This window comes from Arthrobacter sp. Bz4 (assembly GCF_003075455.1).
In the GTDB taxonomy this organism is placed as follows: Bacteria; Actinomycetota; Actinomycetes; order Actinomycetales; family Micrococcaceae; genus Arthrobacter_D.
Genome location: NZ_QDAE01000003.1, coordinates 57,828 through 76,396 on the forward strand (window position 1 = coordinate 57,828; position 18,569 = coordinate 76,396).

16 protein-coding genes and 1 pseudogene are annotated in these 18,569 nt (G+C 63.6%); 4 read left to right on the forward strand and 13 right to left on the reverse strand.

Annotated elements, in window-relative coordinates:
- Position 1: 1 nt before the first annotated feature.
- The 9 genes from DDA93_RS03505 to pdxT form a co-directional block, all read right to left on the reverse strand.
- A complete protein-coding gene (locus tag DDA93_RS03505; RefSeq protein ID WP_279325256.1) occupies positions 2-2,302 on the reverse strand; it encodes a bifunctional (p)ppGpp synthetase/guanosine-3',5'-bis(diphosphate) 3'-pyrophosphohydrolase in 2,301 nt (766 codons plus the stop codon).
- A gap of 359 nt (positions 2,303-2,661) precedes the next feature.
- Positions 2,662-3,672 carry a protein translocase subunit SecF gene (gene secF, locus DDA93_RS03510; protein WP_019482434.1) on the reverse strand — a complete coding sequence of 337 codons (1,011 nt, stop codon included), beginning with the start codon at positions 3,670-3,672 and terminating at the stop codon, positions 2,662-2,664.
- On the reverse strand, positions 3,673-5,409 hold the full coding sequence (secD, locus tag DDA93_RS03515) for a protein translocase subunit SecD (protein WP_116778092.1): 1,737 nt from the start codon (positions 5,407-5,409) through the stop codon (positions 3,673-3,675). It abuts the gene before it with no gap.
- Between the two features lie 89 nt (positions 5,410-5,498).
- Complete coding sequence (locus tag DDA93_RS03520) at positions 5,499-6,035, reverse strand: preprotein translocase subunit YajC (RefSeq protein WP_243400499.1); 537 nt, start codon at positions 6,033-6,035, stop codon at positions 5,499-5,501.
- A gap of 103 nt (positions 6,036-6,138) precedes the next feature.
- Positions 6,139-7,278 (reverse strand): Holliday junction branch migration DNA helicase RuvB, encoded by a 1,140-nt coding sequence (ruvB, locus tag DDA93_RS03525; protein ID WP_019482437.1) that lies wholly within the window; start codon positions 7,276-7,278, stop codon positions 6,139-6,141.
- Positions 7,278-7,904 (reverse strand): Holliday junction branch migration protein RuvA, encoded by a 627-nt coding sequence (ruvA, locus tag DDA93_RS03530; protein WP_024475681.1) that lies wholly within the window; start codon positions 7,902-7,904, stop codon positions 7,278-7,280. The genes ruvB and ruvA overlap by 1 nt, the downstream gene beginning before the upstream one ends.
- Positions 7,905-7,992: 88 nt before the next feature.
- Positions 7,993-8,565 carry a crossover junction endodeoxyribonuclease RuvC gene (ruvC, locus tag DDA93_RS03535; protein WP_019482439.1) on the reverse strand — a complete coding sequence of 191 codons (573 nt, stop codon included), beginning with the start codon at positions 8,563-8,565 and terminating at the stop codon, positions 7,993-7,995.
- A gap of 49 nt (positions 8,566-8,614) precedes the next feature.
- Positions 8,615-9,373: a YebC/PmpR family DNA-binding transcriptional regulator gene (locus DDA93_RS03540; RefSeq protein WP_019482440.1), complete on the reverse strand. Its 759-nt coding sequence runs from the start codon at positions 9,371-9,373 to the stop codon at positions 8,615-8,617.
- Positions 9,357-10,073 carry a pyridoxal 5'-phosphate synthase glutaminase subunit PdxT gene (pdxT, locus tag DDA93_RS03545; protein WP_019482441.1) on the reverse strand — a complete coding sequence of 239 codons (717 nt, stop codon included), beginning with the start codon at positions 10,071-10,073 and terminating at the stop codon, positions 9,357-9,359. Before pdxT ends, DDA93_RS03540 begins: the two co-directional genes overlap by 17 nt.
- 69 nt (positions 10,074-10,142) lie before the next feature.
- Between pdxT and DDA93_RS03550 the strand changes: the two genes are divergently transcribed.
- Positions 10,143-11,414: a Mur ligase family protein gene (locus tag DDA93_RS03550; RefSeq protein ID WP_116778093.1), complete on the forward strand. Its 1,272-nt coding sequence runs from the start codon at positions 10,143-10,145 to the stop codon at positions 11,412-11,414.
- Positions 11,414-12,136, forward strand: a complete 723-nt coding sequence (locus tag DDA93_RS03555; protein ID WP_019482443.1) for a hypothetical protein — start codon at positions 11,414-11,416, stop codon at positions 12,134-12,136. The genes DDA93_RS03550 and DDA93_RS03555 overlap by 1 nt, the downstream gene beginning before the upstream one ends.
- Positions 12,137-12,151: 15 nt before the next feature.
- On the opposite strand, the gene DDA93_RS03560 is transcribed toward DDA93_RS03555, so the two are convergent.
- Positions 12,152-13,435 carry a CapA family protein gene (locus tag DDA93_RS03560; RefSeq protein WP_116778094.1) on the reverse strand — a complete coding sequence of 428 codons (1,284 nt, stop codon included), beginning with the start codon at positions 13,433-13,435 and terminating at the stop codon, positions 12,152-12,154.
- A 127-nt stretch (positions 13,436-13,562) separates the two neighbouring features.
- Here DDA93_RS03560 and DDA93_RS03565 point away from each other — a divergent pair.
- Together DDA93_RS03565 and DDA93_RS03570 are read left to right on the forward strand one after the other, a co-directional pair.
- Positions 13,563-15,570, forward strand: a pseudogene (locus DDA93_RS03565) (M3 family metallopeptidase).
- A 6-nt stretch (positions 15,571-15,576) separates the two neighbouring features.
- Positions 15,577-16,287, forward strand: a complete 711-nt coding sequence (locus DDA93_RS03570) for a GNAT family N-acetyltransferase (protein ID WP_116778095.1) — start codon at positions 15,577-15,579, stop codon at positions 16,285-16,287.
- Between the two features lie 64 nt (positions 16,288-16,351).
- Here DDA93_RS03570 and pdxS read toward each other — a convergent pair whose 3' ends face one another.
- The 3 genes from pdxS to DDA93_RS03585 all read right to left on the reverse strand — a co-directional run bounded on the left by pdxS (position 16,352) and on the right by DDA93_RS03585 (position 18,567).
- Positions 16,352-17,266 carry a pyridoxal 5'-phosphate synthase lyase subunit PdxS gene (gene pdxS / locus DDA93_RS03575; RefSeq protein ID WP_024477477.1) on the reverse strand — a complete coding sequence of 305 codons (915 nt, stop codon included), beginning with the start codon at positions 17,264-17,266 and terminating at the stop codon, positions 16,352-16,354.
- Between the two features lie 67 nt (positions 17,267-17,333).
- Entirely contained in the window at positions 17,334-17,954 is a 621-nt protein-coding gene (gene pgsA / locus DDA93_RS03580) for a phosphatidylinositol phosphate synthase (RefSeq protein ID WP_116778144.1), read from the reverse strand.
- Positions 17,944-18,567 carry an HIT domain-containing protein gene (locus tag DDA93_RS03585; protein ID WP_019482449.1) on the reverse strand — a complete coding sequence of 208 codons (624 nt, stop codon included), beginning with the start codon at positions 18,565-18,567 and terminating at the stop codon, positions 17,944-17,946. The genes pgsA and DDA93_RS03585 overlap by 11 nt, the downstream gene beginning before the upstream one ends.
- Positions 18,568-18,569 lie beyond the last annotated feature (2 nt).

An 18,569-nucleotide genomic window follows, 5' to 3' on the forward strand; every position in this document is an offset into this window, starting at 1 on the left:
GCTAGAGCCTCCGTTGCGCCCCGGTGGTGCGGTAGACGTCAAACACGCCGTCTATCCGGCGGACCGCGTTGAGGATGTGGGTCAGGTACTTGGGATCCCCCATCTCAAAAGCAAACCGCGACAGTGCCACCCGGTCCGTCGAGGTATTCACGCTTGCCGCGAGAATGTTGACGTGGTTCTCGGAGAGGACCCGGGTGACGTCGGAGAGGAGGCTCTTGCGATCGAGCGCTTCAACCTGGATCTCGACCAGGAACACGCTGGACTGGGTGGGAGCCCAGTCGACGTCCACAATCCGATCGGGCTGATCCCTCAGTTCCTCGACGTTGCGGCAGTCGTTCCGGTGGACTGACACCCCCGAACCGCGGGTAACGAACCCGATGATGGGATCCGGCGGAACTGGAGTACAACAGCGCGCAATTTTGACCCAGACGTCGCCAACGCCGCGCACCGTCACGCCGGAATCGGAGAACTTGGGGCGGCGCGGAGTGGTGGCGACCGCCGTCTCGGCGAGGCTATCTTCGGCACCCTCGTTCCCACCCATCAGGGCGACCAGGCGTTCGATCACGTTCTGGGCGGAGGAATGGCCGTCACCGACCGCCGCATAAAGAGCAGCGATGTCCGCGTGCCTCAACTCCTGGGCCACCGCTATCAGTGCGTCATGGGTCATCATGCGCTGAAGTGGCAGGTTCTGCTTGCGCATTGCGCGGGTGAGCAGTTCCTTACCCTTTTCAATCGCCTCTTCGCGGCGTTCCTTGGTGAACCATTGGCGGATCTTGTTGCGAGCCCGCGGGCTCTTCACGAACCCCTGCCAGTCCTGGCTCGGGCCGGCACCCTCGGCCTTGGAGGTGAAGATCTCCACCCAGTCGCCGTGGTTCAGCTCGCTGTTCAGCGGGATCAGCTTCCCGTTGACCCGGGCTCCGATCGTCCGGTGCCCCACCTCGGTGTGCACTGCATAGGCGAAGTCCACCGGAGTGGACCCGGCAGGCAACGCCATAACCTCGCCCTTGGGAGTGAACACGAACACTTCGCGGGCGTTGATTTCGAAGCGCAGCGAGTCAAGGAACTCGTCCGGGTCGGCTGTCTCCTGCTGCCAGTCGACCAGACTTCGCAGCCACCCCATGTCGCTGTTGTCGGGTCCTTCTCCGGTTTTGCCGCCAGCGCCCTTGTATTTCCAGTGCGCTGCAACGCCGTATTCGGCTCTGCGGTGCATGTCGTGGGTCCGGATCTGAATCTCCACCGGACGTCCGCCGGGTCCGATCACCGTGGTGTGGAGCGACTGGTACATATTGAATTTGGGCATCGCTATGTAGTCTTTGAACCGGCCGGGCAGCGGGTTCCAGCGGGCATGCAGCTGGCCCAACGTTGCGTAGCAGTCCCTCACACTGTCCACCAGCACCCGGATCCCCATCAGGTCATGGATGTCATCGAAGTCCTTGCCGCGGACGATCATCTTTTGGTAGATGGAGTAGTAATGCTTCGGGCGTCCGGTGATTGTCGCCTTGATCTTCACCGACCGAAGGTCTTCGCCGATCTGGGTGCGCACCACTGCCAGGTGCTTTTCCCGTTCAGGCGTACGATCCCCCACCATCCGGACGATCTCTTCGTACACCTTCGGGTGCAGCGCCGCAAAGGACAGGTCCTCGAGCTCCCACTTGATGGTGTTCATGCCGAGCCGGTGCGCGAGCGGAGCGAAGATTTCGAGTGTCTCGCGGGCTTTTCTGGCCGACGACTCGGGAGAGACAAAGCGCCAGGTCCGGGCATTATGGAGCCGGTCCGCGAGCTTGATCACCAGGACACGAATGTCCTTGGCCATGGCGACCACCATTTTGCGAACGGTCTCGGACTGGGCAGCGTCGCCGAAGGACACCTTGTCCAACTTGGTGACCCCGTCCACCAGCATTGCCACTTCGGCGCCGAAGTCACGCTTGATGTCGTCGAGGGTGCATGCGGTGTCCTCGACGGTGTCATGCAGCAGGGCGGCAGCCAGCGTGGTGCCGGTCATGCCCAGTTCGGCAAGGATCGTTGCCACCGCCACCGGGTGGGTGATGTACGGATCGCCGCTTTTTCGCTTCTGGCCCTCGTGGCTGCGCTCGGCCACCAGGTACGCCCGCTGGATCAGGTCGAGGTCTTCCTTGGGGTTGTTGGCCCGGACCGTCCTCAGCAGGGGCTCAAGCACCGGTGAATACCCGTTGGAGGCTCTGCCCGTCAGGCGGGCCAGCCGTGACCGGGTCCGGATTTTCCGATCCGGCAGCGCGCTATGGTCGGCGCTGGCCGCCGAAGGGGCTGATCCCGATGAGGTCACTGCGACGTCGCGGCTGCGGACGGGCGGTATGGTCGCAGGGGGCGCCGGAACTTGGTCAAGCTGGGCGGTCGAAGGGCGCGAAAAGGTGCCAGGGCGCTCCTCACGGTGTTCCGTGTCTGGCCGCTCTGCTGGACCACTGGCATCTGCCACGTACTACCCCGATTCCTCAGCCGTCAGACGGCTGAAAAAGAATTACACCATGCCTCTTCTCCGGCACGCATATTTAAGTTTAGTCCGACGGACCAAACCCTGCTGCACCGATCCCCGGCTGCCGCCAAACTGGGAACAAAAAAACCGTGTCCCGGCCCCCTCAGGGGACCAGGACACGGCCGTCAGGTCGTCGATTGCTCCTGCGACAGTCAGGGCGCAGGGACGGCTTCTGCTGCTTCGACCGACCGGCGATGCAGCACGCGCTTCTCCTGCCGCTTCATGCCCGGCTCGCGCATCCGCAGCCACGCGTAAACGGGTGCGGCGACGAAGAGAGTGCCGATGGTCCCGATGATAATGCCGATGAACAAGGCGAGAGACAGATCCCGGAGGGTACCCGCACCGAGGAGCATCGCACCGATGAAAAGAATCGATGCGACCGGCAACACGGCGACAACCGAGGTGTTGATGGAGCGCACCAGCGTCTGGTTGACCGCAAGGTTTACCTGCTCGCCAAAGGTTCGCTTGGTAGAAACATCGAGGTCGGCGGTGTTCTCCTTGATCTTGTCGAAAACCACCACCGTGTCATACAACGCATAGCTCAGCACCGTGAGGAAACCGATCATCGCCGAGGGTGTCACCTCGAAGTTGCTCAGCGAGTACAGACCGGCTGTCACCGTCATGACCACGAACAATCCGCTGAGTGCGGCCACCGACATTTTCCAGGTCCGGAAATACAGGGCCATCAGCACTGCGGCCAGCAGGATGAACACCACCAAGCCAATCAAGGCCTGCCGGCTGACGTCCTCGCCCCAGGTGGGCCCGACGAAGTTGGTAGTGACTTCTTCTTCGGTAACCTCATACGCGCTGATCAGAGCGTCCCGGACGCTGAGGGTCTCATCATCGGAGAGCCGCTCAGTCTGGATACGCATCGTCTGCGGCGCGATGTTCGTGACGCTCGGTACCGCATTTGGTACCACTCCCGTAACAGCCTGCTCACCGAGGGCGATGTCAGTGTTCTCAACACTCGACACCGTGAACTCGGAGCCACCCCGGAAATCGATACCGAGGTTGAAGCCACCCTTGACGATGGGGATGATGATCGACACGAGGACGGCCAACGCTGCAATGGTGAACCACAGCTTGCGCTTGCCGACGAACGGGTAGGACAGCTTGCCCGAGTAGAGGTCGTTGCCAAATTTGGCGAAACTATTGCCCCGCATTTAGTTTTCCTCCTGGTCTGTGCCATTGCTTCGCGCGGCCAGGGCTTTTTGTTCGGCCAGCCGACGTTCGGCGATGGTGGTGCGTCGGGCGATTTCACCTGGGACTGCCTTGTTCTTGGTGCGGGGGGCTGCCGTCTGCGGTGTTGCCGACGGCATCCGGATACGACCGGCACCACGATAGAGCGGCATAATGCCAAGCTTCTTCGGATCGACACCGGAGAACCGGTGTCCCTCGCCGAAGAACTTGGTCCTTGCCAGCAGGCGCATCACCGGATGAGTGAACAGGAAGACGACGATCAGGTCGGCTACAGCTGTCAATCCGAGGGTGAACGCGAACCCACGAACGTTGCCGACAGCGACGAAGTACAGCACGACGGCGGCCAGCAGGCTGACGGCCTTGGACGCGAGGACGGTGCTCTTGGCCCGGCGCCAGCCGTTCTCTACGGCTGAGACGAGCCCCCTGCCATCTCGGAGCTCATCGCGGATTCGTTCGAAGTAAACGATGAAGGAGTCGGCTGTCTGCCCAATTGCGACAATCAGGCCGGCCACACCTGCGAGGGAGAGCCGGTAGTTTTCGGTCCAGCCCAGGATGCAGATGGCGAGGTAGGTGAGGAAACCTGCCACCACAAGGGACGCAATCGTCACCAGTCCCAGCATCCGGTACTGGAAGATCGAGTAAACGGCGACCAAAATCAAGCCGATGATGCCTGCAATCATGCCGAGCCGGAGCTGGTCGGCTCCGAGAGTGGCCGAGATCTGCTGCTCGCTCTGGATCTCGAAGCTGATCGGCAGTGCGCCGTACTTCAGTTGTTCGGCCAACGCCCCGGCCGACTCCTCCGTGAAGCTACCGCTGATCGAGGGCCGCCCATCGGGGATGACGGCCTGGGTGGTCGGAGCCGAAATGATCGTCCCATCGAGCACGATGGCGAACTGGTTCCGTGGATCGCCCTGACCGAAGGCGAAGAGGCGTTCGGTGACTTCCCGGAAGGTCTCGCTGCCCTCGGAGTTGAACTGGATGTTGACCGCCCAGGTGTTCAGTGACTGACCCTGCGCGCCGCGCTGCATGCCGAAGTCGGCGGAGTCGATGTCGGTGCCCGGCACTTCCACCGGCCCGAGAATGTATTTGCCCTGGGTGCCCGGCTCGCAAGCGACCATTGGCTCATCGGCGGGCGCTGCTTCTTCGGCGGGTTCGAGTGCTTCGGGCGATGTGCAGTCGAGGGCCTCGAACTCGGAGAACAGTTCTGCCGTGATCCAGTTGGGATCGCTGGCATTGGTGGGTTCGTCGGTAGGAGCGGGCAGTTCTTCTTCGGGGGTGGGCGTTTCCGCGGCGGGCGCCTGGCCCGGACCGCCAAAGAGTACTGGTCGGAATTCCATCTGTGCCGACGCCTGAATCAGTTCGCGGGTTTCGGCGTCGGGAATACCGGGGAGTGACACAATCACGTTGCGGCCGGACTGGGTGTTGATCTCGGCCTCTGCCACGCCACTGCCGTCGACCCGCTGCCTGATGATTTCCACAGCCTGGTCGAGCTGCTCTTCGGTAATCTCATCGCTGCCGCCCTGCACCTGGGGCGCCAGGATCATCTGGGTTCCACCCTCAAGGTCGAGTGCCAGCTTGGGGCTCCAGCTCGCGGTGCCCCAGATGGACCCGCTGCCCAGGAGAACTGCTAGTAATGCAAACATAACGCCGAGCCAAACGAGTGTCCGTTTGGCTGCCGTGCCTGGGCCGGTACGAGGCATGTGGAATTTCCTTTTATCGAGAGAGCGCGCGTCGGTGGTTCTAGGGGTGGTGGGGCATCACACTCGAGGGTGTTGCCCCACCCGCGGCGCTAGATGTCCTTGTTGTCCCGCTTGTTGTCGTAGTCCAGACGGATGTCCTCGTCTGAGCGGGCGTCAAGACGCTCTGGTCCGGATTCGGGGAGCACCGTGTCATGGGTCGGCTGATCCTGGCCGTCAACAGCAGTGGTCCGGGTGTCGGTGGCCGAGTTGTCGGCGACGGGGCTGGTCAGCGAGGATGCGTCGTCGGGGACGGCCGGCGTTTCTTCGTCATCGGCGGCCGGCTCAGGCTGCACCACCTTGGTGAGGGTCTGCATGTGTACCGTGGCCCTGGCACCGGGACCAAGCTCGAGCACTGCCTTGTTGTTCTCTTCGTCGAGAGAAATCACTGTACCGAACAGGCCGAAGTTGGTCATCACTTCGGTGCCGGGAACCATCTGGGTGCGCTGCTCCTTGATGGTCTTCTGGGTCTTCTTCTGCCTCCGGAACATCATGAAGATCAATGCTCCGAGTGCCAGCGGCAAAAGCAGGCTGAAAATATCGAAGCCTTGCTCTGGGGCGGCAGTCTGGGCTAATAAGGTTGAGAACACAGAGTAGTTCCGTTTCTATATCTTGGGATCCGCACGCACCTGACGTGCCGCACGTCATATCAGTGTAAAGGGAAACGGGATTGTCCGCGTCCTTTCGGCGCCCCTATCCCTCGGTGTTGGCCCATTCCGTTACCCCACTGTTGTCTTCGGCACGGTTGCCTTCCGGGCCGTTTTCCTCGGAGAGGACGGTGAAGAGGTCCTCCGGCATGGCAGCCGCAACATTCGCCGGCATGACGAGTCCCAGGTGGTCCCAGGCCGCTCGCGTGGCGATTCGTCCCCGGGGGGTCCGCCCCAGCATCCCCTCCCGCACCAGGTATGGTTCGGCGACGGTTTCGACTGTCTCGGGTTCCTCGCCGACGGCGATCGCGAGGGTCGAAAGTCCCACCGGACCGCCGTTGAACTTGGTGATCAGGGCGGTGAGCACGGCGCGGTCGAGCCGGTCGAGGCCTTTGGCGTCCACTTCATACATGTCCAGCGCCGCCCCGGCGCACCTGGCGTCGATCAGGTCGACGCCGTGCACCAACGCCCAGTCACGCACCCGGCGGAGGAGCCGGTTGGCAATCCTGGGCGTACCGCGGGACCGGCCTGCCACCTCCGAGAACGCGGCCGAGTTGACCTTCATGTCCATCAGCATCGCCGAGCGACGCAATACCAGTTCCAGTTCTTCGGTGGAGTAGAACTCGAGGTGGCCGGTGAACCCGAAGCGGTCCCGCAGGGGCCCTGGAAGTAGCCCGGCCCGGGTGGTGGCGCCGACCAGGGTGAATGGCGGCAGGTCCAACGGGATGGCTGTTGCGCCCGGCCCTTTGCCGACGATGATGTCGACCCGGAAATCTTCCATCGCCATGTACAGCATTTCCTCGGCCGGCCGGGACATGCGGTGAATTTCGTCGAGGAAGAGTACCTCGCCGTCGGTCAGCGAGGAGAGAATGGCCGCGAGGTCGCCGGCGTGCTGGATAGCCGGACCGGAGCTGATGCGCAGGGGCGCGTTCATCTCGGCGGCGATGATCATGGCCAGGGTGGTCTTGCCAAGGCCCGGCGGACCGGAGAGCAGGACGTGGTCGGCAGTTCGGCCGCGCAGCCGCGAGGCTTCCAGGACCAGGGAGAGCTGCCGGCGGACCCGTTGCTGCCCGACAAAGTCATCGAGATTTTTGGGGCGCAGCGCTGCTTCCACCGCCCGGTCCTCTGGATCCCCGGTGGGTGAAACAACCGGGGCCTCCTCCCCCGCCGCGTCGTCGCGGGCCATCAGCTGACCCGGCTCCGCGCCGAGGCCCGGGCGCCGTCCTGGCCGAGTCTGCGCAGGGTGAGTTTCAGGATGTCACCCACGTTGCCGGACGCGGCCACCTCTGGTGCTTCGGCCGTCGCCGCGTCTATCGCGGTGGTTGCGTCCTTCTCCGACCAGCCGAGCCCCATCATTGCCGTCAGGACCTGTCCCTGCCAGGCGTTCTTCGGCGGGGCCCCGGCGGTGCCGAGCGGAACGAGTTTGTCTGCCAGTTCCAGGACAATCCGGCGGGCGCCCTTCGGGCCGATTCCCGGGACTTTACTGAAGGCCTTGTCGTCACCCGAAGAGGCAGCAACCCGGATGGCTTCCGGTGCGTGGACGGCCAGCACGGCCAGTGCCAACCGTGGCCCAACTCCGCTGACGCCGAGCAGCGTCTCGAACACCTCACGCTGGTCTGCCTCCTCGAACCCGAACAGTGTCATGGAGTCCTCACGGACAATCATCGCGGTGAAGACTTGCGCTTCCTGTCCGGTGCGCAGGGTGGCGAGGGTCTGCGGGGTGGCCAGGATCTGCATGCCAAACCCATTGACGTCCAGCACGGCCGAGTTGAGGCCAACGTGGCTGACGGTGCCGCGGAGGGAACTGATCATGCGCGCTACTCCAAAATTTCTATCCGAACATATCTACGAACAGCGTACTGGTTCCGGCCGGCTTTTCCGGATGCGCCACACCGTCGGGCTACCTGCGCCGTCGGGCTTTCGCCTCGGCTTCAGCCCAGATCCGCTGCGCGGCCGTGGCGTTGCCGCCGCCGGCCGACGCCCGGTTGGCGGCAACACCTTGCCGCCAGGCGTGGGTGATGGCCAGGGCCAGAGCGTCAGCGGCATCGGCTGGTTTGGGCGCCGTATCGAGCCGAAGGATTTTGGTGACCATCTTGGTGACCGCTACCTTGTCTGACTGCCCGTTACCGGTGACGGCCGCCTTCACCTCGGTGGGGGTATGAAGCGCCACCGGGATGCCACGCCGGGCGGCCGCGACCATGACGACGCCGGAGGCCTGGGCGGTGCCCATGACGGTACTCACGTTCAGCTGGCTGAACACACGTTCGACGGCGAGCACGTCGGGTGCGTGGGTATCCAGCCAATCGTCGACGGCGTCGGAAATCACGAGCAGCCGACGGTCCAGTAACTGGTCGGCGGGGGTGCCGACCACTCCGACGGCGACGAGCGTTGACCGGCGGTTGGGTTCAATGTCGACAACTGCCAGCCCGCAGCGGGTCAGCCCCGGGTCCACTCCCATCACGCGCAGGGTCATGCGGCAGCCCGGCGATGATGCGACTGGGCGGGAAGGTTTGCCACTGGGTTTAGTCGTCGCCGTCCAGCTCGGCGAGCACCTCGTCGGAGAGGTCGGCGTTTGAGTAGACGTTCTGGACGTCGTCGAGGTCCTCGAGTGCGTCAACCAGGCGGATGAACTTGCGGGCGCCGTCGGCGTCGAGCTCCACCTGCATTGAGGGTACGAACTCGGCCTCGTCGGTGTCGTAGTCGATCCCGGCTTCCTCAAGACCCGCCACCACGGCGCGGAGATCCTGCGGTTCTGAGATGACCTCAAAGCGGCCGGCTGTTTCCTTGACCTCTTCGGCGCCGGCGTCCAGCACGGCGAGGAGAAGATCATCCTCGGTGAGTTCGCCGCTTGGCAGTGTAACCACGCCCTTGCGGGTGAAGAGGTAGGACACCGACCCCGGGTCGGCCATTGAGCCGCCGTTGCGGGTGACCCCTAACCGGACCTCCGAAGCGGCGCGGTTCTTGTTGTCGGTCAAACATTCGATAAGCAGGGCCGAGCCCTGCGGCCCGCGGGCCTCATACATGATGGTCTGGTATTCGACGGCGTCGCCCAGCAGACCGGCGCCGCGTTTGACGGCACGGTTGATGTTGTCGATCGGCACGGACGTCTTCTTCGCCTTCTGCACCGCCAGTTCAAGACCAGGGTTGCCGGCCATATCGGCACCGCCCGCACGGGCGGCGACCTCAATATTCTTGATCAGTTTGGCAAAGGATTTGGCGCGCTTCGCATCAATCGCGGCCTTCTTGTGTTTGGTTGTTGCCCATTTAGAGTGCCCCGACATGATCTACCGTTCTCCTTACGATCATCTGCATAAACAATTCGTGAATCCGCCGCTCCCCGGTTACCTCGGGATGAAAGCTCGTGGCGAGTAGGTTCCCCGACCGCACCGCAACAATCCTAGCGACCCGGTTCGAATCGGGATGCTGCCCCGTGAGACCGGCTGGCTGCGCTGGTACCTGCGCGAGGACCTCGACCGAGGGACCCACCCGCTCGACCCAGGGCGCCCTGATGAATACCGCGTGGACCGGCTGGACCTTCCCGGAGCGCTCCGGAGCCAACCCCGAGAACTCGAGCTCCGTTTCGAAGGAGTCCCGTTGCCGCCCAAAAGCGTTGCGGCGCACCACGATGTCCAGCCCGCCGAGGGTTTGCTGCGGGCGGCCCTGCAGGTCGGTCGCCGGGTCGGCGATGGCATCGGCGAGCATGATCATCCCCGCGCAGGACCCGTAGACGGGCAGCCCCGCACTGATGAGCTCACGAAGTGGCTCTGCCAGGTCGAAGGCGCGGGTCAGCTTGTCGATGGCAGTCGATTCGCCGCCAGGAATGATGAGGCCGTCAAGTCCGGCCAGCTCGCCGGGCCGGCGAATAGCGCTCGCCCGTCCGCCGAGGGACTCGACGGTGCGGATATGTTCCCGCACGTCACCCTGGACGGCCAACACGCCGATATGCACGCCGGATGTGTCCGGTGCGGGGAATGTGGTCATCTGACCATTCTAGGTTGGGGTGCACGTCAGAGGATAAACCGCCGCCCTGACTGCGATAAGTTAGGTTCCATGTTTCCCTTTAGTGTGCTGGTCGGTAAGGCCGTGCGCCGCATCTCGCGGTTGCGTGGCGGAGGCTCGGCGCTGCCGGGCCTCGTGGTCGAGAAAATCGATCCGGGGTTCATGGGTCGCGCCTTGACCGGTCTGCCCCATGGGGTGGTGGTGATCAGCGGAACCAATGGGAAGACGACCACCACAAAGATGGTGGTGGAACTCCTGCAGGGCCAGGGCCTGACGGTGTTCACCAACCGGACCGGCAGCAATTTTACCCGCGGGGTTGCCGCCGCGCTGTTGGGCGACGTGAACTGGCGGGGCAGGCTCAAGGCGGACATCGCCGTGCTGGAACTGGATGAGGCGCATGCAGTCCACTTCGTGAAACTGGTACCTCCTACTCATTGCCTTCTGTTGAACGTGCTCCGCGACCAGCTCGACCGTTTTGGTGAGATTGACCAGACCACACGGTTGTTGGAACAGATCGCCGCGAAGACCACTGGCACAGTCGTCTTGAACCGTGAGGATCCCCGGGTGGCCGGAATCGCCTCCACCGTGCCGAACGCAAAGATCGCCTACTTCGGTCTCGATTCCTCGTTGCGCAACACCTTCCCCAACGACGACGAGCTGCGCGGCGACATTGGCGTCGCTCCCCCCTCAAGCCTTCCCGCTGACGTCATCCTGGAACACGTCGACGGTAACTCGGCGTCCTTCCTGGTCGACGGCGAACTGACCAGCGTGGACCTGCGGCTTCGTGGCGTCTACAACATCTTCAATGCCGCAGCCGCCCTGGCCACCGCGCGGACCGTCCTGGGTGACGCCATCAACCGGGCGGCCCTGTTCGCCTCCCTGGCCACCGTTGAGCCGGCCTTCGGGCGCGGCGAATCGCTCGTGGTGGACGGCAAGCCGTTGGAACTGGTGCTGGTGAAGAATCCCAGCGGGTTCCGGCTGGGGCTGAAATCGTTCGATGCCACCGGCTACGCCACCATGATCGCGATCAACGACAATTACGCCGACGGTCGGGACATGTCCTGGTTGTGGGACGTCGACTTTGATTCGCTTGGTCTGGCTGGGGTGGAAATGGTCAGCGGCGTCCGTGCGTATGACATGGCTTTGCGGTTGAAGTACGACGACGTCGAGGTGCGGGCTGTGGAGCCCGACACAACGGCTGCGCTCCGGGCGTTCATCAGCTCAACCTCTGACCAGCCGAAACGGATTTTCTGCACCTACACGGCCATGCTCGCGGTCCGGCGCGACCTCTCCAAGATCACGACAGTCGAGGTGGTTTCCTGATGACCAAAGGCACCCTTAACATCCTTCAGCTCTACCCGAAGGAAATGAACATCTATGGCGACTGGGGCAACGTCCTGGTCCTGAAGCAGCGGCTGACCTGGCACGGGTATACCGCGAACATCCTCGAGCACAGCGCCGGCGACGAGTTCCCCGACGACGTCGACCTGATCATCGGCGGCGGTGGACAGGACAGTGGACAACTGGTCATCCAGCAGGACCTGCAGGCCATCGCGCCGAGGCTCAGGGAGCTCGCCGAGGATGGTCTGCCCATGCTGGTGATCTGCGGGCTGTATCAACTGTTTGGAAAGTTCTTCAAGACCCACGACGGGACGATCATCCCGGGCATCGGAATCCTTGACCTCGAAACTCATGGGACCAACGAACGCCTGATCGGCAATGTGGTGGCGGACAGCGAGGAGTTCGGCGAGATCCACGGGTATGAGAACCACAGTGGCCAAACCCACCTGGGTGCTGGCGTCAGGCCGCTGGGAACTGTCACCAAGGGTGCTGGCAACAATTCGCAGGACGGGCACGAGGGTGCACGCCACCTGAACGTTGTTGCGAGCTATCTGCACGGATCCTTGCTCCCAAAGAATCCGGCGATCGCCGACTTCCTGCTGCGGAAGGCTGCCGAACGGAAGTTCGGGTCATTCGAGCCGGCTGATCTGGACGACAGTCTCGCCGATTTGGCCCGCCGGCATGCAGGGGCGCGACCCCGCTAGAGTCGCCCGCCGGGATCATCTGTCGTTGGCGAGGTCCCAGGGGTGGGCGCCGTCGGCCACCGCACCGAAGGTGTCGACAACCGCGCCGATTCGGTCGCTGACCTCCGCTTCCCGTTCCGGGGAGGTGCAGGTGCCGGGCGCCTGGTTCGGCCCCAGCGCGCACCAGCGATACGGGTCGCTGACAATGATCGACGGCAGCCAGGCCAGGTCGCTAACGCTCCAGTCGCCGTCGGTTTCGGCGAATTGGGCCCTGATCATCAGCCCCTCATTATTGACGGCGTGAAAGGGAGACAATTCACTGACACCGTTGCCGAGCCCGTAAACAATCCAGGTGTCGTTGTATTTTTCGATCGGCAGCACCGAGTGTGTGTGGTGGCCGTAGATGAAGTCGACCTCACCGCTATCGGCCAGGGCGTGGGCTACCTCCACCTGTTGCGCGTTGGGCAGCGTCGCATACTCGTCGCCGGCGTGGATGGCGGCGATGACGACGTCGGCCCCCTCCGCCCTGGCCTGCCGGGCCTTGGCGGTCATCACGTCGGCGTCGATCAGGTCCACCTGCCAGGGCTGTTCAGGGATCAGCCCGTTGAGACCGTAGGTCGCCTGAATGACAGCCACCCGTGCCGCGGGAGTTTCGAGGATCAGGACCTCCCCGGCGGCCGCCTCATCGGCGTAGGACCCGGTGTGTTCAAGCCCAACTCCGTCCAGCACGTCGAGCGTGCGGTTCAGACCCTCAGTGCCGGCGTCGATGGTGTGGTTGCTAGCCGTAGTGCAGGCGTCGTAGCCGACCGCCTTCGCAGCCTCAAGGATCTGGGGTGGCACGTTGAACTGCGGGTAGCCGCTGAACGGCCCCTCGGGGACCGCCACCGGGGTTTCCAGATGACAGATTCCAAGGTCGGCGTAATCGAGGTATTCGCGCTGCCCGGACAGCAGCGGCTCAAAATCAAACGGTACCGCTGCGCCCCCGGAGGCCTTGCCGCCGACGGCATCAGCCGCCGCCTGGTCCCAAAGGCCAGGGTGGAGCAGCAGGTCGCCAGTGGCCGCCACGCTGAAGCACCGGTCCGCGTCGCAGGGCGGACCCTTCCCGGGAGTGCTCTCGGGGGTTGGTTCGGCGACCGGCGAAGACGTTGCGGGGCTGCCGGACGTCGGAGCGGCAGCCGTCGTCGTCGGACCCTGGCCCGCTGTACCGCCCTGCCCATCCGGGGCCTGCCCATCCGGGGTACCGCCATCCACTCCGGAGCAGCCACTGAGGAGCCCGACACCAAGCGCCAGTGCGGCGATCCTGCGTGGCACAGCTCTCATTTGCGACTCCTTTGACGACTATCCCCATGATAGGCGCCGCGACCCAACCCGGCGCAGGGTCGCCTCGGGTGGTTTCGGGGGCCGGGGTGCTGCAGAGCTGACCACCCATGTGTAAGGGTTAGTTGTTATGAGCAACCCCTTCTTCGCACCCAGTACCCTGCCGTATCAGCTTCCACCGTTTGGGTTGATCCAGGATGACCACTACCTGCCGGCCTTTGAGACGGGTTTCGCCGAGCATCTCGCCGAAATCGATGCGATCGTCTCCGCGCAGGAACCAGCGGACTTCGAGAACACCATCGTGGCCCTTGAGCGGCTGGGAAACCCTGCGCCGGGTGGCACTGGTGTTCTACAACAGCTCATCCTCCCACTCGACTCCCGCGATTCAGGAGCTCGAAACCGAGGTGGCGCCACGTTATGCCGCTCATCAAGACAACATCTTCCTGAATCGCGGACTGTTTGAACGGGTCAGCGCAGTGTCCACTGATGGGCTGGATGCCGAGGCGGCACGCCTGGTCCAGGAATACGTGAAACGGTTTATCAGCGCAGGCGCCCAACTCGACGACGAAGCGCAGGACAGGCTCCGGGCGTTGAACACCGAACTGTCCCAACTCAGCACCGACTTCCAGCAGCGGCTGTTGAAGGACACCAACCGCTCAGCACTGCTGATTGACACGGCTGAAGAACTGGACGGCCTCTCAGCGGATGACATTGGCTCAGCTGCCGCAGCAGCCGAATCGGCCGGCCACCCGGGAAAGTACCTGCTGACCCTGATTCTGCCAACGGCCCAGCCTGCGCTCGAGACTCTCACCAACCGCGCGACGCGTCAGCGCCTGCATGAGGCGTCAGTGAACCGGGGCTTCGCAGACAACGAATACGGCACACTAACCATCGCCGCACGGATGGCAGAGCTGCGCGCCGAACGGGCCGCGCTGTTGGGCTTCGACAGCCACGCCGCGGCTGCCACGGACGACCAGACAGCCCCGTCGCTCGACGCCATTCACCGGATGCTGGGGCAACTGGCCCCGGCGGCGGTTCGTAACGCACGGGAAGAGGTGGTGGAGCTGGAGGCCGCCGCCGGTCACCCGATCGAGGCGTGGGACTGGGCGTATTACTCCGAGAAGGTACGTGCCGCCAAGTTTGACGTGGACCTCGCTTCGCTGCGTCAGTACTTCGAGTTGGAGCGAGTCCTGCAGGACGGGATATTCTTCGCCGCCAACCGATTGTACGGACTGACCTTCACCGAGCGGGACGATCTGGAGGGTTACCACCCAGAGGTACGGGTCTGGGAAGTCAAGGACGCCGACGGCGAAGGGCTGGGCCTGTTCCTCGGCGACTATTACACCCGGGACACCAAGAATGGCGGGGCCTGGATGAACTCCTTCGTGGAGCAGTCGGCACTGAACGGCACCCATGCCGTAGTCATCAACAACCTCAACGTTCCCAAGCCGCCCGCCGGCGAGCCGACCCTGCTGACTTTCGATCAGGTGGTGACCACGTTCCACGAGTTCGGGCACGCACTGCACGGATTGTTCTCCTCGGTCACCTACCCCACGTTCTCGGGGACCAGTGTGCCGCGGGACTTCGTCGAGTATCCGTCGCAGGTTAACGAAATGTGGATTCTGTGGCCCGAGGTGGTCGCCAATTACGCCAAGCATTACCAGACCGGTGAAGCGCTGCCGGCGGAGACCGTTGATAAGCTGCTCGCCGCGCAGACCTGGGGCGAAGGCTTCGCGACCACGGAATACCTGGGCGCGGCGTTGCTCGACCTGGCGTGGCACGCGATTCCGGCGGGGACCACGGTTGCTGATCCGGTCGCCTTTGAGCGGGAAGCGCTCACCTCAGCAGGACTCGACTTTTCCCCGGTCCCGCCTCGGTACCGCACCGGCTATTTCAAGCACATCTTCGCGGGTGGGTATTCGGCTGCCTATTACGCCTACATCTGGAGCGAAGTGCTGGACGCTGACACGGTTGAATGGTTCAAATCCTCAGGCGGCATGACCCGCGAAAACGGTGACCATTTCCGGACCGAGCTGCTCTCCCGTGGCAACAGCATCGACCCGTTGCAGGCGTTCCGCAACTTCCGCGGCCGCGACGCCCTGCTTGAGCCGCTGCTGACTCGCCGAGGGCTGGTCTAAGTCACCATGGTCACCATCGCGGCGTGCCAGCGCCTGCAACGTTCCTGGTTTGCCGCGTTGTCCTCGGCGACGGGGGGACGCACCTTCACGACCCACGGGTCCGACTGGGTGTGGCTGCCAGCGCGCCGCGAACTGATCCTGCTCTTTCCGCAGGAAATCTCTCCGGCAGGGATTCGGCCCGCGTTGGCCGAGGGTGTCCGCCTGGGGGCCCACACGGTGGGCGCCTGGCTGGGCGGCGGTGTCAAGGGCGCGCCACTGACCGGGCTGGGATTCAGCCCAGGCTGGCAGCCCTGGTGGATGGCTGCGCCAGTTGAGGAGCCAGCCGGGTACGACGACGACGCCGCGGTCCTTTCCACCGAGGTCCCCGAATATGGGGGGCCACTGGCGCAAGAACTCAGGGTGGTGCGGTCCCAGCCCCGGCAGGCGTGGCACGCCGTGGCGCGGGTGGATGGCACGGTTGCCGGGGCCGGGTATTCGTTTTACCCATCGGGGGTTCCCGGGCTCCGAGGATTGGGCGGCATCTTCAACATGGAGGTGCTTCAGGAGTATCAGCGGCACGGTCTGGGCACCGCGCTGCTGAGCAGGCTCGCCAAAGCTGCTGCCGCCTCAGGCGCCGAGCATCTCGCGCTGAACGCGACCCCACAGGGTTATGAACTGTACTCACAGCGGGGTTTTGAACTGATCGGCAGAGGCCAGACCTACTGGCTGCAGCTGTAGCAACCAAAAGAGCGGACCACCAGAATCTGGTGATCCGCTCTATTGTTCTCTGGAACCTGGGTGTTTACCAGCCGCGCTCAGCGAGGCGGTGAGGCTCAGGGATTTCGTCCACGTTGATGCCGACCATTGCTTCGCCGAGGCCACGGGAGACCTTGGCGATCATCTCGGGATCGTCGTGGAAGGTGGTGGCCTTCACGATGGCCGCGGCGCGTTCCGCCGGATTACCTGACTTGAAGATACCCGAGCCGACGAACACGCCGTCAGCGCCAAGCTGCATCATCATTGCTGCATCGGACGGTGTGGCGATGCCACCCGCGGTGAAGAGCACAACGGGGAGCTTACCGGTCCGGGCAACTTCCTTGACCAGATCAAACGGAGCCTGAAGTTCCTTGGCGGCGACATACAATTCGTCCTCGGCCATCGAGGACAGGCGGGAAATCTCCGACCGGATTTTCCGCATGTGCATCGTGGCGTTGGAGACGTCGCCGGTGCCGGCCTCGCCCTTGGACCTGATCATTGCGGCACCTTCATTGAGGCGGCGCAGCGCCTCGCCGAGGTTGGTGGCACCGCAGACGAAGGGCGCGGTGAACTTCCATTTGTCGATGTGGTTGGCGTAGTCAGCCGGGGTCAGGACCTCGGACTCGTCAATGTAATCGACGCCAAGGGACTGCAGCACCTGCGCCTCAACAAAGTGGCCGATTCTCGCCTTTGCCATCACCGGAATGGAGACAGCCGCAATGATGCTGTCGATCATGTCCGGATCGCTCATTCGGGACACGCCACCCTGCGCACGGATGTCGGCGGGTACCCGCTCGAGCGCCATGACGGCGACGGCGCCCGCATCTTCGGCGATGCGCGCCTGCTCTGCGGTGACCACGTCCATGATGACGCCGCCCTTGAGCATTTCTGCCATGCCGCGCTTGACCCGGCTACTGCCGGTCACGGGCGCGGTTGTCGAATTTTCTTCAACGGTGGACACAATTCGCCCCTAAGTTAGGTAAAAGATAACAATTAATAATACGCCCGCGGATGGGCCGGATCTGCCGTTAGCGGGTCTCGTTGGCTGCCATCGCCTGTTTGTGCACAGCCACCACGCGCTGGATCACCGTTGCAACGCTTGCGAGAGCCAGCAGGATCAGGACGGTGAGCAGGAAACCATGCGGCAGCCCGAGACCGGTCAGGCCGGTTACTACCAGGACCGACACCAGCCGTTCAGCTCGCTCGGCGATCCCCACGTTGGCCGTGAAGCCCAGAGATTCGGCCTTCGCCCGGGCATAGGAGACCAGCATGCCGAGGACCAGACAGGCCAAGGCTGCAATGGCGATGGGGGTGTTGTTGCCGTCTCCAAAGAACCAGATGGCGACCCCGACGAACAGGGCGCCGTCGGCAATCCGGTCAAGGGTTGAGTCGAGGAAGTTCCCCCAGGTCCCCCCGGTGCCTTTGATGCGGGCCATGATGCCATCGACCAGGTCCGAGAAGACGAAGAGAGTGATGAAGACGGTGCCCCAGAACAGTTCACCCATCGGGTAGAAGACGAGAGCGCCGATCACCACGCCGAGCGTGCCAACGATGGTCACCGTGTCGGGCGAGACTCCCCATTTGAGCAGGAGCCTGGCGAGTGGACTGAACAGGGTGGTGAAGAACCTGCGTGCATATTTATTCAGCACCGGTGCCACCAGCGTTCTCGGCCCGCGGCCAACCTGCGGCCATCTGCGTTCTGACTTCGTCCAGCGTCTGGGTGATGGCCTTGGTTTGCGCGATGATTGGCAGGAAGTTGCCGTCCCCACCCCACCGTGGGACCACGTGCTGGTGCAGGTGGGCTGCGATGCCTGCACCGCCGGTCACCCCCTGATTCATCCCGAGATTGAATCCGGTGGGTTTGGCTACGTCGCGCAGCACCCGCATGGCCGTCTGGGTAAGTTCGGCGATCTCGACGGTTTCGTTGCTGTCGACGTCGGTGTAGTCCGGGACATGGCGGTAGGGGCAGACCAGGAGGTGGCCCGGGTTGTAGGGGAACAGGTTCAGGATCACGTAGGCATAGGTGCCCCGGTGCACGATGAGTGACTCCTCGTCGGTGCGGGACGGAGCGACGCAGAACGGGCAGTCGTCCTTGTCTTTGAACTGTGACTGCCCGCCCTTGATGTAGGCCAACCGATGCGGAGTCCAGAGGCGCTGAAAAGCGTCAGGTACGCCACCAATCTCGAAATCGTCGGTCACACCGTCATCGCCGGGATAACGCCCGTCGGCGTTTTGCCCGTCAGCCCCCGTAGCACTCTCCATAC